This window comes from Acinetobacter sp. ANC_7503, assembly GCF_056780035.1.
On sequence record NZ_JBWYJA010000016.1, the window covers coordinates 1 to 16,590 of the forward strand.

Here is a 16,590-nt window from a genome sequence, read left to right on the forward strand (position 1 = left end):
GATGGTAGTGTGGGGTTACCCATGTGAGAGTAAGTCATCGCCAGCTCATTATTCTAAACACCCCCTTCAATAGAAGGGGGTGTTTTTTTATATATAAAAATCGAATTTAAAATAATTTAAGTAGTTATCGCGAAATTTTCGGATTTAATCTAATATTTAATGTACTGCTGAAATTTTCTCTAAAAAATACTTTGTTCTTTCATGTCGCTCTTGTGGCTTATTAAAGAAGTCATCAGTCGGGCAATCTTCTAGAATTTTGCCTTGATCCATAAATATCACTCGATCTGAAACTTTTTTTGCAAATCCCATTTCATGCGTAACACACATCATCGTCATGCCTTCTTTTGCAAGTTGGCTCATGACTTCAAGCACTTCACCGACCATTTCAGGATCTAATGCGGAAGTGGGTTCATCAAAAAGCATACAGACTGGGTCCATACAAAGACCACGTGCAATCGCGACACGTTGTTGTTGACCACCTGATAATTGTCCTGGAAATTTATCTTTGTGTGCTGTCAAACCCACTCGATCCAAATATTGTAAGGCCTTTATTTTAGCTTCTTCAGTTGAGCGATTAAGTACTTTGATTTGTCCTATTGTTAGGTTCTCTAACACAGTCATATGAGGAAATAGTTCAAAATGTTGAAATACCATACCTACTCTAGATCTGAATTTTGCTAGATTCGTTTTAGAGTCTTTTAAAGCGGTACCATCAACGATAATATTTCCTTGTTGAAAAGGTTCTAAAGCATTCACTGTCTTAATAAGTGTAGATTTACCTGAGCCAGATGGACCGCATACAACGACAACTTCACCTTTGTTGATAGTGGTTGAGCATTCGCTAAGTACCTGAAAATCTCCATACCATTTGGATACATCTTGAATTTCAATCATTGGCATTTTGATTCTCCTTATCGAATAATGGCTATTTTTTGATGTAAGCGTTTAACTAGTCGTGAAAGTGCAAATGAAATGACAAAATAGACGACAGCAACAACTAGATAAAAAACGGCTTTGGTTTCCGAACCATAGGTATTAGCTAAAGTATTTGCATTGCCTAGGAAATCTGGTGCACTGATGACATAAACCAAAGAAACATCTTGAAAAAGAACAATGGATTGCGTCAATATCACGGGTAACATATTTCTAAAAGCTTGGGGTAAAACTACGTATGACATTGTCTGGCGATAATTAAAACCCAAGGCGTAACCTGCATTCACTTGTCCTTTAGAAACTGATTGAATGCCAGAACGGACAATTTCTGAAAAAAAAGCAGCCTCAAAAATGGCGAAGGTTACTACACTTGAAAATAAAGGTCCCCAATAGGTGTGATATTGGAAATCGAAAAACTTAGGAAGTAAAAAGTAAAAGATAAAAATAACTTGAATGAGGGGAACACCTCGAAAAAAGTCTACATAAAATTTTGCAAATCCACTGGCAATTTTATTATTCGATAGACGCATCATCGCGATTGGTGTACCAAGAAGAATCCCACCAATAATCGAAAGAATGGTTACTGTAACTGTAAATTTAAAACCAGCGATCAAACTTGCAACGACATCGGGATGAGTTAGAACACTAAAGTCCATTTTATTTACCTCCCGAACCTAGACCTGGTACAGCCATTCGTTTCTCAATCCATGCCATCAAGTATTTAATTGAATAAGTGATGATGAGGTAAACAGGTGTTGAAAGAATTAAAATGACCACGTCTTGAGAGGTTTCTTCTCGCATTGTTTTGGTATATGCAAAAAAATTCAAAACACTTAAGGCAAAAAGCACGGCTGAATTTTTAAATACATTCATTGCTTCTGATGTTAGTGTTGGCCAAACGATTCGATAAGCCACTGGCAGAATGACATAACGATAACTTTGGTTTAAATTTAAACCGATCGCATAAGCTGCATTTTTTTGACCTTGTGAAACGGTATTAATACCTGCTCGAACCTGCTCAGCAATCCTTGCAGCGGTATATAGGCCCAGCGCAAATACACCAATAATTGCTGGATTATTATTTAAAATATTTTGCCACCATCCGCCAGAAACCATTTCACCACTTCCAGTACTCATACTCAATGGTAGAAGTTGAGGGAAAACGAATGCCCAGAAAAATAATTGAACAATTAAGGGTATATTTCTGAATAACTCTACATAACAAGTCCCAATGAATGACAGTAATTTATTGGGTAATGTACGCATAATGCCAATAAGTGAACCAAGTATAAATGCGATGAAAAAGGCAATGACAGCAGTCCAGATCATGGTCCAAATACCTGATCCAAGTATCTGTAACCAAGTCGGTGCATCAGCAACAGCTGAATAACTTGAACCTCCAATCGCACTACAGATAGATTCAGCCCAATCTTTTTTATCAACGCCATATTCGTTGGATGCCAAGCAAAATGACGTCCAATTTAAAGAACCAACAGCCATTGAAATTCCCTGCAATGGTTACGAGAAAAAAGGGCTTAAGTGTTTCTATTTAAGCCCTCATAATTTTTGTTATTTAATCCCTGCATCATTCGGAGATGCTTTTAATTTTTTAAATGAGCTACTCATAGGCATGTTTAGATTGATATTGCGTGGTGGAATAGGTGATAAGAACCATTTTTTATAAAGGGTATCCATTTGACCATTTTTCCACATTCCAGTTACCACACGATCTGCAATCGCTTTAAACTTGGCATCGCCTTTAGGCAGCATAATTCCGTAAGGTTCTGACGAAAGGACTGGACCTACAATTTTAAAATCTTGAGGTTTTGATGATTTGGCAATGAGCCCTGCAAGAATATTGTCATCCATAACAAATGCAGCTGCACGTCCCGAAGCGACCATTGCAAAAGAATCAGCATGATCTTTACCATAGACATTGGTAACCTTTATTTTTTCTCCTCTTGCACCCATTTTGATATATTTATCCGAGGTTGTTCCTTGCGTTGTGGCAACGGCTTTACCATTTAAATCCCCTAAATCTTTGAAAGGCGCTGAAGCTTTGACTGCCATACGTACTTCAGTGGCAAAGTAATTTGTAGAGAAGTTGACTTGCTGTTGTCGCTGGACAGAGTTGGTTGTCGTCCCGCATTCCATATCAATGTTTCCAGCGAGCATTTCAGGAATTCGCGTGGAAGAAGTAACCGCTTTATATTCAACTTTTAAGTTGGGGAGTTTTAAGTCTTTTTTTAATTCGTTAGCTACGTTATTACAGATATCGATGGCATATCCCATAGGTTTACCACCCACGATATATGAGATTGGATCAGAAGATTCACGATACCCGATGATCACTTTTCCATTTTTTTTGATTTTCGCAATGGTGTCAGTGGCATTGGCTTGACTCATTGTTCCGCCAGCGATGATGAAGCCTAATGCGCTGAGAAGGACTTTACCAGATAGACTTTTCATCAAGAAATCTCCATGTCTTGTAGTGCATCGTTCTTATAATTTTGACAGTTCTCAAATTTGGTTGAAATCTATTCAAAATAAACTATTAATTATTTTTATACTTTCTATGAGAATAAGTAAAGAATAAAAAATACTCGAAATTCAAATGAATTTAGATTTTTTGATCAACGCGAAATAAATCATGAGCTTATAAAACCTTGATCATGAGTAAGTGGTTTATTTTTAATCAACCATAACTGCAGACAACGCTAAAAAATTATTTTTTTAATTTAAACTTGAGTGCTCATATTTTTTGAATATTAATTAAAAAAAAGTGATTGAATTATAATGTATTTTATCCTTATTTTTTTATTAACAATTAAGACTAATTGATTAACCTAACACTTGAAACTTATGTTATAAGAATTGTAGGCATGATTATTGCTTGAATAATAACGATGTTAGGGGGTAATGATTTATGAAATTAGCGTTAGGACTAAAAGTATCCAATTCTTTGTCTTTGACACCCCAGCTCCAACAAGCGATCCGACTTTTACAATTATCCAGCTTAGAGTTGGAGCAAGAAGTTCAATTGCAGTTGGATAGTAACCCCTTACTTGAAAAGGTGGATGATGATTCTCCAATGCAAAGTTTGGAGGACTTGAATCAGGAAAATTCTGCTAGTGATCTTACTCGAGAATTAAATGCAGATCATTTGCCAAATGATTTACCTGTAGATACGGAATGGGATGATGTATATACCCATCAATCATCATCAATGGAATTACCAGAATATGAAGAACGTGAGGATAATCGTTCAATTCAAAATACACTGAAAGATCATATTTTAGAGCAAGTTAATCTCCTAAATTTCTCCCAAACTGATCTTTTGATTGCCTATTGCATCGTAGATGGTTTGGATGAAAAAGGCTTTTTAGATGAGAGCGTTGAAGAAATTCACCACGCAGTGCTGACTTTACTCGCACAGATGGATATTCAAGAAGATGTTGAGATTGATGAAATTTTAGTGGTGTTGAAACATATACAAAGACTAGAGCCGATTGGCGTTGGTTCACGCAATCTTGTGGAATGCTTATATGTTCAGCTTCAAGTATTGCCTAATACCTTACCTTGCCGTAATGACGCGTTATTGTTATTGCAGCATTATGAATTATTGATTGCCAATGACCTAAATAAATTACTGAAGCAAACAGGTTTTAAACTTGAACAGTTAAAAGCAGCAATACAACTTTTAAAATCATTACAACCCTATCCAGGTCTAATGTTTGAGAATAAAGAATCTGATTACCAGGTACCTGATGTGGTGGTGGCAAAGAAAAATGACAGTTGGCATGTGCACTTAAATCCGGATATTTTGCCAAAATTACGCATCAATCCTTATTATGCAAATATGATTCGTCGAGCTGATCAAAGTGCAGATAATCAATATTTACGCAATCAAATGCTTGATGCTAAAAATTTTATTAAAAGTGTAGATGAGCGCCATAAAACGCTTTTAAAAGTAGCGACATGTATTGTTCAGCATCAACGAGATTTTTTAGAGTTGGGTGCTGAAGGAATGAAACCTTTGGTGTTGAGAGATGTGGCGGAGGAGGTTGAGTTACATGAATCAACAGTATCTCGTGTAACCACCAATAAATATTTGCTTACTCCGAGAGGGTTGTTTGAACTTAAATATTTTTTCTCAAGCCATGTTGGAACAACGTCAGGTGGTGAAGCATCTTCAACTGCGATCCGAGCAAAAATTAAAAAGTTGATTGCTGAAGAGAACCCAAGAAAACCATTATCTGATAACAGTTTAGCTAAGTTGTTAAATGAGGATGGTATCGATGTTGCACGTCGTACAGTCGCAAAATATCGCGAATCGTTACATATTCCTGCATCATCCGATCGAAAAGTCTTGATCTGAAATTTGAAGTGTGATTATTCTAGAGGTTCATTATGACGAAATAATGAATCTCTTTTTTTTAGTTACACGAGGTTTAGCCAGCATGATTTCATGACTTAAATTTGCAGAATAATTCTATGTTGAATGTTCTGTCATGCAATCACATGGCTTAACTCAATCAAATCCTTTAGAAGGAGAGGGATAGGATTATGCAAATAACAATTCGTGGACATCATTTAAGTATTACTCCTGCAATAGAAGAGAATATTCGTTGTAAATTCGCCGAAATGACCAAGCACCTTGATCAGGTCAATAGTATGCAGGTGAAACTCACAAAGGATCACCAAGTCGATAAGCGTTCGAAAAAAGGAAGTTCGAATCATATCGCTGAAGCAATCGTGCGTTTACCCGGCGTCGAACTTTTTGCTCAAGCATCTGGCGATGATATGTATGCATCAATTAAAAAATTAACTGAGAAAATAAAAAGACAGTTAATGCGATATCGTAAAATGCAAATGGCTTTTCAGCCGCTGCCTATATGACGGTCTGTAGCTGAAAATAAAAAAAGAGGTATATTGCCTCTTTTTTTTATAGATAAATTGTATAGCAGATGAATTCATTGAATGAGTTATAGTAAAATAATCCGTTTTTACACAATCGATCGTCCCATGAGAGGTCTTTGCAATGAATAGTGAACAGCTCACTGAAATCTTAAAAGCTGCTTTCCCTTCTGCTGATGTTGCTGTAAGTGGACAAGGTGGGAAATTTGACCTCCGTATTGTAGATGATCTGTTTGAAGGTAAAAGAACAGTTGCTCGTCAACAAGCAGTTTATGCTCCTCTTAACGAATATATTAAAAGTGGTGAAGTTCACGCTGTAACCATACGCGCAATGACAAAAGAAGAATGGCGCAAAGCTAGTCTTTTCGGAGCTTAAGGAATAAATGGATAAATTTCTAATCACTGGTGGTAAAAGACTAGAAGGCGAAGTTCGCATCTCTGGTGCAAAAAATGCTGCATTGCCACTTTTAGCAGCAATGATTCTTGCTGAAACACCAATTACGCTCAGAAATGTACCCAAGCTTAAAGATGTTCATACGCTTGTAAAATTAATTGCAGGTCTTGGGATTACCATGAAGTATGAAGGTGACACTGTTGTCGCTGATACTTCAACCCTTGATAATCAATTTGCACCATATGAACTCGTAAAGACTATGCGAGCGTCTATTTTGGTGCTTGGCCCATTGCTGGCGCGCTACGGTAGTGCAAAAGTATCTTTACCTGGTGGTTGTGCTATTGGCTCACGTCCTGTTGACCAGCATTTAAAAGCATTAGAAGCTTTAGGTGCGGAAATTGAAGTGGAAGCAGGCTATGTCAATGCAAAAGTTGATGGTCGCTTAAAAGGCGGTGAAGTTGTTTTCGATATGGTCACTGTAGGTGGGACAGAAAACATCCTCATGGCTGCTGTTTTAGCAGAAGGTGTTACTACCATCCGTAATGCGGCTCGTGAACCTGAAATCACTGATCTTGCACAAATGCTCATTAAGATGGGCGCGAAGATTGAAGGTTTAGATACGGATACATTAATCGTCACTGGCGTAGAAAGTTTGCATGGTTGTGAATACTCAGTTGTTGCTGACCGTATTGAAACAGGATCTTATTTAGCTGCTGCTGCTATTACGGGTGGACGAGTTAAAACGACACATACAGATCCATTGCTGATGGAATCAGTGTTGGATAAATTTGAAGAAATGGGTGCAGAAGTTACGCGCGGTGATGATTGGATCGAACTCGATATGATGGGTAAGCGTCCTAAGGCCGTTAGTTTCCGTACATTGCCTCATCCAGATTTTCCAACAGATATGCAAGCACAATTGATGGCGGTCAATGCAATCGGTCGTGGGTTTGCAACAATTTCAGAAACGATTTTTGAAAACCGTTTTATGCATGTACCTGAATTGTCACGTATGGGCGCTAATATTCAGGTTGAAGGTAATGATGCAGTTGTAACAGGAGTTGAAAAACTTTCAGCTGCACCTGTTATGGCAACAGATTTGCGTGCTTCATTTTCTTTAGTTTTGGCTGCTTTAGCTGCTGAAGGAGAGACTTTAATTGACCGTATTTATCACATTGATCGCGGTTATGAAGATGTTGAAGCAAAATTACAAGGTTTAGGTGCCCAAATTAAGCGAGTGAGCGAGTAAGTTAATGAGCGATATGAGAAACGATGATCCTAATTTTGACGTAATGGGCAATTTTGATCATGGTTTAACCTTAGCATTAAGTAAAGGTCGTATTTTAAAAGAGACATTGCCATTGCTAGAAACAGCAGGTATCAATCTTTTAGAAGACCCAGATAAATCGCGTAAATTAATTTTTCCTACGACGCATAAACATGTTCGAATTTTAATTTTACGTGCATCTGATGTACCAACTTATGTAGAAAATGGTGCGGCTGATATTGGTGTTGCAGGTAAAGATGTACTGATGGAACATGGTGCACAAAATGTCTATGAACCATTAGATCTTAAAATTGCAAACTGTAAGTTAATGACAGCGGGCAAAGTGGGTATGGAGCGTCCGAAAGGTCGTTTGAAGATCGCGACCAAGTACGTGAATTTGACGCGTCAATACTATGCGAGCTTAGGTGAGCAAGTTGATGTGATTAAACTTTACGGTTCGATGGAGCTTGCACCATTGGTTGGTTTGGGTGATTACATCGTCGACGTCGTGGACACAGGTAATACACTTCGCGCGAATGGCTTAGAGCCTCTTGAAGAAATTTGCAAAGTGTCTTCTCGTTTAATCGTGAACAAAGCGAGCTTTAAGCGTAAGCAAGCCTTACTTAATCCGATTCTTGCACAGCTTGAAAAAGCGGTGGAAGAAAGAGAAGCGAAAAAAGCTTAAGCTAGTTTAAAAAAAAACCGCCTTATTAGGCGGTTTTTTTATGCGGTTTAATAATTTTAACTAGTTCTTGAACTAAATCATTAAAAGATTGATCGTAATCTTTTTTGTGCTCTGCAAAAGTTTTACCTGATTCGTTTATTTCTTTTGATAATGGATCGGTGATAGTAACTTTAATATTTTTTGTAGTTATCATTTCATATAATTGATCGCTGAATTCTCTTCGAGCAGCATTTCCGATTATAGGTGGTGAATTTTCGAAATTCGTACCAAAATTATGTAGATCAATGATCTGAGTATTTGGGGTCACCTTAAATGCATCATTGATATGTCTGTAATAATTATTTAAATAACGTTCTTCAATATAAGTTATAGATTGATCAAAAAAATGAAACTGCATATAGAACTTTTTGTAGAACTTTATATCAATACGATCTTGATGGTTTAAAATTTTGTTTAGTAGTTCTAAGCCTTGTTGAATTAATTTAATCTCATTAATTTGAGACAAGCCTACTCTTTCATGCTCAAGGCTTGGAATGATTACAATGTTTTCTTTAACAGAATAAAGTGATTTAATTAAATGGTATTTGTTGTAAATTTCAAAATTCACTTCATTTAAAAGGTTAATTAGCTTCTCAGCTTGTGATTTTTCTAAATCATATTGTTTTTCAATCTTCCAATTTAAGAAACCAATAATTGCAACTATTGGTGTAAGTAAAGTAGCTGTCGTTGAAATAATAGTGCGTATTCCATCAATACTAATAGCGCACATCAAAGATTCTCCCTGACAATGGTAAAAGTATTGAAAGAATCCACAAATAGCTAAAACAATGACATAAACACCTAAATAGTAACCGACATATTTTTCTATTTCTTTCATCTAAAATTCCCCCGAATAAAATCAAATCATGATAAGAACAGAGCTCAATAGAAAATTCAATTTAATCAAAAGTTATTTTCAATCATTTCTATTAGGGTTGCTTGAATGAAGATGCCCACAAATCAATAGAAAACAGGTAAACTAAAGCTTCCCTTTAATTTCATTGTGGATAAATTGATGCGACGTTTATCGACTCAAGATCAAAATTTTAAGCAAGACTTTGCTGACTTGCTCGCTTTTGAAACCGTGAGTGACCCAGAACTTTTAAAAACAGTAGACCAAATCATTGACGATGTTCGTCAATATGGTGATGCTCATGTTCTCAAACTCACACAACAATTCGATCGACATCCAGCGCAACAATTTTCAGATTTAGAACTGACACAAGAGCAACTTAAAGCTGCATTTGATCATTTAACGACTGAAGTTCGAGAAGCTTTAGAGTTGGCTGCAAATCGTGTCCGTGAATTCCATCAGGCACAAAAACAAGATGGTTGGACCTATGTTGATGCTTTGGGTAACACCTTAGGTCAAAAAGTGACGCCGCTTGACCGTGTTGGAATTTATGTGCCAGGTGGTTTGGCTTCTTACCCATCATCAGTACTCATGAATGCGGTTCCTGCTCACGTCGCAGGAGTACCTGAAATTATTATGGTTGTGCCTGCACCAAATGGTGATTTAAATCCATTGGTGTTGGCAGCTGCGTATTTGGCAGGTGTCACTCGAGTTTTTACGATTGGTGGTGCACAAGCGGTTGCAGCATTGGCCTATGGTACTGAAACTATTCCAGCAGTAGACAAGATCACTGGACCGGGCAATCGTTTTGTTGCAGCAGCAAAACGCGCCGTATTTGGTCAGGTAGGTATTGATATGATTGCAGGTCCTTCAGAAATTTTAGTGTATGCTGAAGGGGACAATAATGCAGAATGGCTTGCAATGGATCTTCTGTCTCAAGCAGAGCATGATACTGTTGCTCAAGCTGTATTTATTACGCCAGACGAGCAACTGCTTCATGATGTCGCGATTGCAATTGAAGAGCACTTAAAAGCACTTCCTAAAGCAGAAATCGCACGAACTTCTATTGCTAATCGTGGTGCGCTTGTTTTAGTTAAAGACCGTGCCGAAGGTGTGGAATTGATCAACCAAGTTGCCCCTGAACACTTGATGCTATGTTTAGATGAAGCACAAGAAATGGCTGAAGGTATTCGCCATGCAGGTGCTATCTTCATGGGGCGTTATACGCCTGAAGCAATTGGTGATTACTGTGCAGGTCCGAATCATGTATTGCCAACCTCGGGTACGGCACGTTTTTCATCACCACTCGGGGTGTATGATTTCCAAAAGCGTTCAAGCCTAATCATGTGTTCGGAAGATGGCGTGAAAACTTTAGCGAAAACAGCAGATATTCTTGCACAGCAAGAAAACTTAGATGCTCACGCTCGTTCAGCGCGATATCGTTATCAGTAATTTAAACCATAAATTTGGTATGAATATTCCTCTCTAAATCTGTTTTTAAGCATTGCTGGAAATCGAAATGCAAGTGAGGTTAGGTGAGGGTAATTAAAAAATCTCTCCCTAACCTTCTTAGTCAGTGAGGGGAATTTAGAGAATTTAAAAATGAATATTACAGTAGAACAAATGCGTTTTTGGAGTCCCGAAGTACGTGAACTAGAGCCATATGTGCCTGGTGAACAACCCAAAATCCAAAATCTTTTAAAATTGAATACCAACGAGAACCCGTATCCACCATCTCCAAAAGTTGTAGAAGCGGTACAACAAGTTTTAGCAAATGGCGCGGATGTTTTACGTTTGTATCCTGACCCTGACGCATCGGAATTAAAGCAAGCAATTGCGAAACAGCAACATGTTCCAGTGGGACACGTGTTTGTTGGTAATGGTTCTGATGAGGTTTTAGCTCATATTTTTAAGGCATTTTTTGTTCAAGATTTGCCAATTCTTTATCCAGATATTACCTACAGTTTCTATCCTGTTTATAGCCAATTTTTTGGTGTGAAAACTCAAATTTTGCCTTTAAACGAAAAATTTGAAATTGTTGTGGATGACTATAAGCAACCAAATGGCGGCATCATTATCACCAATCCAAATGCCCCTACCAGTATTGCACTTGGTTTGTCTGCAATTGAGGAAGTACTTCAATCGAACCCAAATTCAGTGGTTGTGATTGATGAAGCATATGTAGACTTTGGTGCTGAATCTGCAGTGGCTCTCGTAGAAAAATATGACAACTTGGTGGTCTGTCAAACAACTTCGAAATCACGTTCGCTTGCGGGATTAAGGGTCGGGTTTGCGATTGCACAGCCGCATTTAATTGCAGCGTTAGAAGCGGTAAAAAATAGCTTCAATTCATATCCAATGGACCGTTTTGCGATTGCCGCTGCAGTGGCGTCTTTCGAGGATCAAGCCTATTTCGAAGCGCAAAATGCCAAAGTGATTGCTAGTCGTATAAAGTTAGTTGAGCAACTGAAATCCTTAGGGTTTGATGTGTTGCCTTCTGCCGCAAATTTTATATTTGCAACACTGCCTAGCAAAGATGCAGGTCAGCTTGCAAATGAATTGCGAGAGCGTGGCATTATCGTAAGATATTTTAATAAACCACGTATTAATCAGTATTTGCGTATCACCATTGGTACAGATGAGCAAAATCAACGTTTAGTAGACACCTTGAAGAATGACATTTTAAAAGTGTGAGTGCTGCAAATTTTTGTTGTTGAAAAAGCGACCAGATAGGTCGCTTTTTTATGATTCGTACCATTGATTCATCAGTTTTAGCATGGCTTCAACCTTATCAAAACATTCTTGATATTCTGCATCGCAATCTGAACTGATTGTGACACCACCACCAGCCCAAATAGACACATCTTGCTGATATTTTTGAATTGTTCGGATCAAAATATTCCAAGAACCAGTACCATCAAAATTGAAATAACCAATAGAGCCACAGTATGCACCGCGTGGGGACTCTTCAAGTTCTTCAATAATTTCCATCGCTCGAATTTTGGGTGCCCCCGTTATTGAACCGCCGGGGAGCGCTGCGTGTAAAACATCTAATTGATGAACATCAGATTTTAACGTCGCTTCAATTTCACTGACCATGTGGTGGACTTGATTAAAGCTTTCAATGTTAAATAATTTTGGTGTCTTGACAGTGCCAGTTTCTGCATAAATGCTTAAATCATTTCTGAGAAGGTCAACAATCATTAGATTTTCGGCTTTATCTTTCTCAGAGTTGATGAGTGTTTGTTTTGATTCTTGGTCTTTTTGAGGATCTTTAAAGCGTGGCATGGTGCCTTTGATCGGTTTAGTGATCATTTTTTTATTGGGTCTAAACTCGATAAATAACTCAGGTGAACAGCTCAAAAGTTCAAGGTTATCAATTTTAAGATAAGCAGCATAAGGAGCATTTGTGAGTGCCCAAAAAGGTTTAGCTATACTCAGTAGCTCACCTTCAGCTTGTGCTACAAATTCTTGAGTTAGGTTAATTTGGTAACAATCCCCAGCAACAATGTAATCTTGTACTCGTTGAAATGCAGTTAGATATTGTTGTTTAGTCCAACGTGCTTGCATGGGTGAACTGAGTTGAAATGATGATGGGCTAGATTGCTGAAAACAGTCTAATAATCGTGTATAAAGGCACTCGGCATTATGTTCAGTGCTATAGAAAACCCAATCATTATTTTCATAAATCAAATAGCTTTCATACAAGCCAAAAAACAATTGTGGTTGTTTTTTTACCTTGGTGTTGATTTGAAAATTTGCTGCAAAATTATAATCATAGTAACCAATGTAACCGCCTCTGAAATAATGGCTTGCAGAATCTGGAAGTGAATTTTCGCTACATTGAACAAAATCTTTGAGTGAAGAAAATTGGCTTTCATACTGATAATTAAAATCAGAGCAACGCACAAATTGACTGAATCCGCCGTTTATATAAACGCAATATTTTTTTGGCAAAAATCCGATAATCGGTAAATCCTGATTTTCAAGATATACCAATCCTGTCAATGAACCAATTTTTTGCAAAAAATCAGCTTTACTTAGTCCTGAAATTTTTAAGTTTTGTTTAAAAAATGAAGCACTTACCATTTGTGACTTGTTACACTCTTTTCAGAAAATTTGCATCACCCATTTAATACTAGTTCACACTTATGCCATTTATCGGGAATAGGTCGAATTTTCTTAACAGATATTGATCATAAGATAACATAAGGTTAACTTAATACTGCAAAGCGAACTGCTCAAGGATGAAGTTTCAGTCGTTAAATTATAAAAACTTCAGAAACACGGAGAGCAGTTAAAAAAATGAAAAAAATGCTCTTGGGAGAGTACATAATGAAATTATTCACAAAATTGGCTTTAGTTTCTTCAATGGCGGTGAGCGTGAATGCTATGGCGATGCAGGCAATGGATGATGCATCACTCAGCGCAACGACTGGTCAAGATGGTATTACTATTGCCATTGATACCACTGCTGGTATCGAAATCGATAAGTTATATATTCATGATAATGATGGTTTTACAAATAGCGCTTTGACATTCGGTGATACGACCATTAATACAGCTGGCACTGCTGATCCAACAATTGGTGCTGGTGCAATCACGGTTAACGGTTTAACGATTTCAAAGGGTACTGGAAATACTCAAAACTTAGCAACGTTGAAAGTTGATGCCGCAGATGTTGGTGGTCAAGCGGTACTTAATGTTCTTGCTGAAACTGGTGCTTTAGACATCAATGTTGGTTCTATTGGGGTTGCAAGCTCTGGCACTTACAGTTCTGATGACAATGTTCGTGGTGTTGTTGAAGGTTCTGAAAAACAAATTATTACAGGTTTAACATTATCATTGGGTGCAACCAAAGCAAACGTTCAATTAGGTAATGCACCTCAAGGCGCTATGATTGTCGTTGATTCTGAAATCACTGGTGGTTTATCTACAAGCTTAACTATTAATGATACATCTACATCGGGTGGTGGTAGCATTGGAATCGAGGGCTTGAAAGTTACAAGTTCAGGCAGTAAAAACCTGAATGCTGACGCCAAAATTGGTGTAACAAAAGATGGATTATATATCAGCCCAGCTCAATCACCATTGAATGCTTACATCCAAAAAGTTTCTTTAGGTGAAGCTAATAAGAGTATCGGTTCAATCGAAGTTCAAGGTTTGAATTTGGGTAGCACTTCAATCAAAATTTCTGGTCACTAAGTTTTTATACAAAAAACGCGTGTTGATCACGCGTTTTTTAAATTTTGCGAATTTGAAATTAAAAAGTAAAAGTACTGTATTTTTAGGATGAAAAAGGTATTCTGAATATAAGAATAAATGTGAGTGCAAACTCCAACTACAGAATCATAAAGGCAAGTACGCCGAACTAGAACAGTTAACATTATGATAGAAATTACTTTAGGCTCTGCAATTATGTATTTTTTTGCGAGTCATGCTCTCGAAATTAAAGAAAAACCACGCGAAGCAGTTTATTACAGTGAGATTGCAGACTCACGACATCTATCTTATACAAAAAATCACCGTGAACCTGTAGCTATCAAGCCGGCTATCGAAAATCAGTTTAGAGGAATAGTTCGTCAAGCGTATGACTATAGTTGTGGTTCTGCGGCGTTGACGACAGTTCTTAATGGTCACGCTGGTCTAAATTTGACAGAACAACAAACCATGGAGGGATTGTTGCGATTTGGCGAGTATGATCGAATCATTGAGCGTAGAAGCTTTTCATTATTGGATATGAAGCGCTTCGTCACTGCTTTAGGTTATGAAAGTGGGGGGTACCGTGGTGAATTCAAAGACCTGATTAAACAGACACAACCTGCTATTGTTCCAATTCACTATGCAGGTTTTAAGCACTTTGTTGTATACAAAGCATATAAAGATGGAAGGGTTTATGTTGCTGACCCTGCATTAGGAAATATCAGTTTTGATGAAGCACGATTTAAAGAAATTTGGGAAAACAATACCTTATTTTTAGTGAACGTTCCTGAATCTCAACAGAAAGATCTATTGGCGTTACAAGAAACAGATTTAAGACATGTCGATGATGCAACAATTAACCGTTACGCCTTAGTTGATGCACAATTTTCGTCAGATTATATGAATAAAATCGCAGATAAAGCCTCAACTATGCGTAAAGTATTAGATCTTGATCCCAAATCTCCAACGTATAATCAACCCATTACAACATATATGCGGCTTTACTATAAACGTAAGTAATTTAAATGCAATTAAATTGAATTGAAACAAAATCCAAATAATGAAGAATTGTGGTAGGAAGTAAAATGAATAATCAATGGACGAAAAGAACGCTACTCGCAATCAGTATTCAAATGATTGTCACAGGCGTCTATGCAGCACCCGAAACAGTTGAAGCTCCATCAGAAGAGAATATTTCTCAAGATACTCAAAATAATACTGAAAATAGTTCGGCGACCGAGCTTGAACAAGCACAATCAAGTTATACGGCAGAATCTACTGAAAATGTTGATGCAACACCTTCTCTTAAGCCAGGTGTTGAAGGGCAGGCTGCAAATGCGCTCCAACAAAAAGAAGGTGATGCGACGCAAGAGACTAACTTGCAGGAAGTTTTTTCCTCTAATGAGCGACAATATTCACTGATTAAGCGTGGTGAGTTTTCAACGTTCTATGATCTTGATTATTCGTACTATCGGGATTCACAAATAAATGCTTCGATCGATGAAGGACAGTTGTATCAACTTCGTATTGATGAAGATGCAAATCATACGATTACCAATACCATCACAGCGCAATATGGTTTAAGAGATAACATCACGCTAAACGCTTCAATTCCATTGGTTGCAAAGTCTGATAGTGTCAAAGATACGACCACTGCTGGTTTGGGTGATATTAGTTTAGGGGCGCGTTGGGAGCCATTTCCACTGAAAGAAGGTCGTTTGCCACTTATTTTGTTTGGTAATCTATCGACAAAAACAGGTGATAGCCCCTATGAAATTAATCCTTTGACGGATCTCTCAACAGGTAAGGGGTATTATTCAGTTGGTGTTGGTGCAAGTACAAGAAAATATATTGATCCAGTTGTATTGTTTGCGTCAGTATCAACAAATTATGGTTTTAAAGAATCTGGCTTAAATCAAATCCGAGGGGGAGGAAATACTCAAGGTGAAGGTTTAACTGGGCGTAACCGTGTTTTAGATACTTTTGAACCCGGTGTTACGGCTGGATTCTCGTTCGGGTTTGCATATTCATTTAACTATGATGTCTCCTTGACCATGTCTTATCAGCAATCGATGAACATGGGTACCAAATTTACATATGATACAGGTGAATATTACGAGCCTGCGACTCAGACCAGCTCTATGTTTGCGGTGGCACTCGGTGTACGTGTTAGTCCGAAGACGATTGTCAATGGAACGATAGGTATCGGTTTAACTGAAGACTCTCCAGATGTTTCTCTCGGCCTATCGTTCCCATTAGATATACTTGGCTTCGGTAAGAAAAAAGCAAGCTAAAGGAGT

Annotated in this window: 16 protein-coding genes; 10 read left to right on the forward strand and 6 right to left on the reverse strand. The window is 37.7% G+C overall.

Annotation, left to right across the window (positions count from 1 at the left end; all coding sequences use genetic code 11):
* Positions 1-156: 156 nt before the first annotated feature.
* From AC1M9M_RS13910 to AC1M9M_RS13925, 4 genes are all read right to left on the reverse strand, one after another.
* On the reverse strand, positions 157-900 hold the full coding sequence (locus tag AC1M9M_RS13910) for an amino acid ABC transporter ATP-binding protein (protein ID WP_481592363.1): 744 nt from the start codon (positions 898-900) through the stop codon (positions 157-159).
* A gap of 11 nt (positions 901-911) precedes the next feature.
* Positions 912-1,589: an amino acid ABC transporter permease gene (locus AC1M9M_RS13915; RefSeq protein WP_180028741.1), complete on the reverse strand. Its 678-nt coding sequence runs from the start codon at positions 1,587-1,589 to the stop codon at positions 912-914.
* 1 nt (position 1,590) lies between these two features.
* Positions 1,591-2,433, reverse strand: coding sequence for an amino acid ABC transporter permease (locus AC1M9M_RS13920; protein WP_481592365.1), 843 nt, complete (start codon positions 2,431-2,433; stop codon positions 1,591-1,593).
* Between the two features lie 69 nt (positions 2,434-2,502).
* Positions 2,503-3,402: an amino acid ABC transporter substrate-binding protein gene (locus tag AC1M9M_RS13925; protein ID WP_180028739.1), complete on the reverse strand. Its 900-nt coding sequence runs from the start codon at positions 3,400-3,402 to the stop codon at positions 2,503-2,505.
* 457 nt (positions 3,403-3,859) lie between these two features.
* On the opposite strand from AC1M9M_RS13925, the gene AC1M9M_RS13930 reads away from it, so the two are divergent.
* The 5 genes from AC1M9M_RS13930 (at position 3,860) to hisG (ending at position 8,196) form a co-directional block, all read left to right on the forward strand.
* Positions 3,860-5,311: an RNA polymerase factor sigma-54 gene (locus tag AC1M9M_RS13930; protein ID WP_481596635.1), complete on the forward strand. Its 1,452-nt coding sequence runs from the start codon at positions 3,860-3,862 to the stop codon at positions 5,309-5,311.
* Between the two features lie 188 nt (positions 5,312-5,499).
* Positions 5,500-5,832: a ribosome hibernation-promoting factor, HPF/YfiA family gene (gene hpf / locus AC1M9M_RS13935; RefSeq protein ID WP_035268921.1), complete on the forward strand. Its 333-nt coding sequence runs from the start codon at positions 5,500-5,502 to the stop codon at positions 5,830-5,832.
* Positions 5,833-5,974: 142 nt separating this feature from the next.
* Positions 5,975-6,226 (forward strand): BolA family iron metabolism protein IbaG, encoded by a 252-nt coding sequence (gene ibaG / locus AC1M9M_RS13940; protein ID WP_481596636.1) that lies wholly within the window; start codon positions 5,975-5,977, stop codon positions 6,224-6,226.
* Positions 6,227-6,233: 7 nt separating this feature from the next.
* Positions 6,234-7,493: a UDP-N-acetylglucosamine 1-carboxyvinyltransferase gene (gene murA, locus AC1M9M_RS13945; protein WP_180000148.1), complete on the forward strand. Its 1,260-nt coding sequence runs from the start codon at positions 6,234-6,236 to the stop codon at positions 7,491-7,493.
* Between the two features lie 4 nt (positions 7,494-7,497).
* On the forward strand, positions 7,498-8,196 hold the full coding sequence (gene hisG, locus AC1M9M_RS13950) for an ATP phosphoribosyltransferase (protein WP_180000150.1): 699 nt from the start codon (positions 7,498-7,500) through the stop codon (positions 8,194-8,196).
* A 25-nt stretch (positions 8,197-8,221) separates the two neighbouring features.
* Here hisG and AC1M9M_RS13955 read toward each other — a convergent pair whose 3' ends face one another.
* The gene (locus AC1M9M_RS13955; protein WP_481596637.1) at positions 8,222-9,073 is read right to left on the reverse strand and encodes a hypothetical protein; all 852 of its coding nucleotides are present in this window, start codon (positions 9,071-9,073) and stop codon (positions 8,222-8,224) included.
* Between the two features lie 165 nt (positions 9,074-9,238).
* Here AC1M9M_RS13955 and hisD point away from each other — a divergent pair, with 165 nt between their 5' ends.
* Positions 9,239-10,540 (forward strand): histidinol dehydrogenase, encoded by a 1,302-nt coding sequence (gene hisD, locus AC1M9M_RS13960; RefSeq protein ID WP_481596638.1) that lies wholly within the window; start codon positions 9,239-9,241, stop codon positions 10,538-10,540.
* A gap of 150 nt (positions 10,541-10,690) precedes the next feature.
* Complete coding sequence (hisC, locus tag AC1M9M_RS13965) at positions 10,691-11,782, forward strand: histidinol-phosphate transaminase (protein WP_035268929.1); 1,092 nt, start codon at positions 10,691-10,693, stop codon at positions 11,780-11,782.
* A 48-nt stretch (positions 11,783-11,830) separates the two neighbouring features.
* On the opposite strand, the gene pabB is transcribed toward hisC, so the two are convergent.
* Complete coding sequence (pabB, locus tag AC1M9M_RS13970) at positions 11,831-13,177, reverse strand: aminodeoxychorismate synthase component I (protein ID WP_481596639.1); 1,347 nt, start codon at positions 13,175-13,177, stop codon at positions 11,831-11,833.
* Between the two features lie 246 nt (positions 13,178-13,423).
* Here pabB and filA point away from each other — a divergent pair, with 246 nt between their 5' ends.
* From filA to filC, 3 genes are all read left to right on the forward strand, one after another.
* Entirely contained in the window at positions 13,424-14,293 is an 870-nt protein-coding gene (gene filA, locus AC1M9M_RS13975; protein WP_092768589.1) for a putative pilus system protein FilA, read from the forward strand.
* 183 nt (positions 14,294-14,476) lie between these two features.
* On the forward strand, positions 14,477-15,310 hold the full coding sequence (gene filB / locus AC1M9M_RS13980) for a putative pilus system C39 family peptidase FilB (protein WP_481588027.1): 834 nt from the start codon (positions 14,477-14,479) through the stop codon (positions 15,308-15,310).
* A gap of 65 nt (positions 15,311-15,375) precedes the next feature.
* Complete coding sequence (gene filC, locus AC1M9M_RS13985) at positions 15,376-16,584, forward strand: putative pilus system protein FilC (RefSeq protein ID WP_092768595.1); 1,209 nt, start codon at positions 15,376-15,378, stop codon at positions 16,582-16,584.
* Positions 16,585-16,590: the final 6 nt, after the last annotated feature.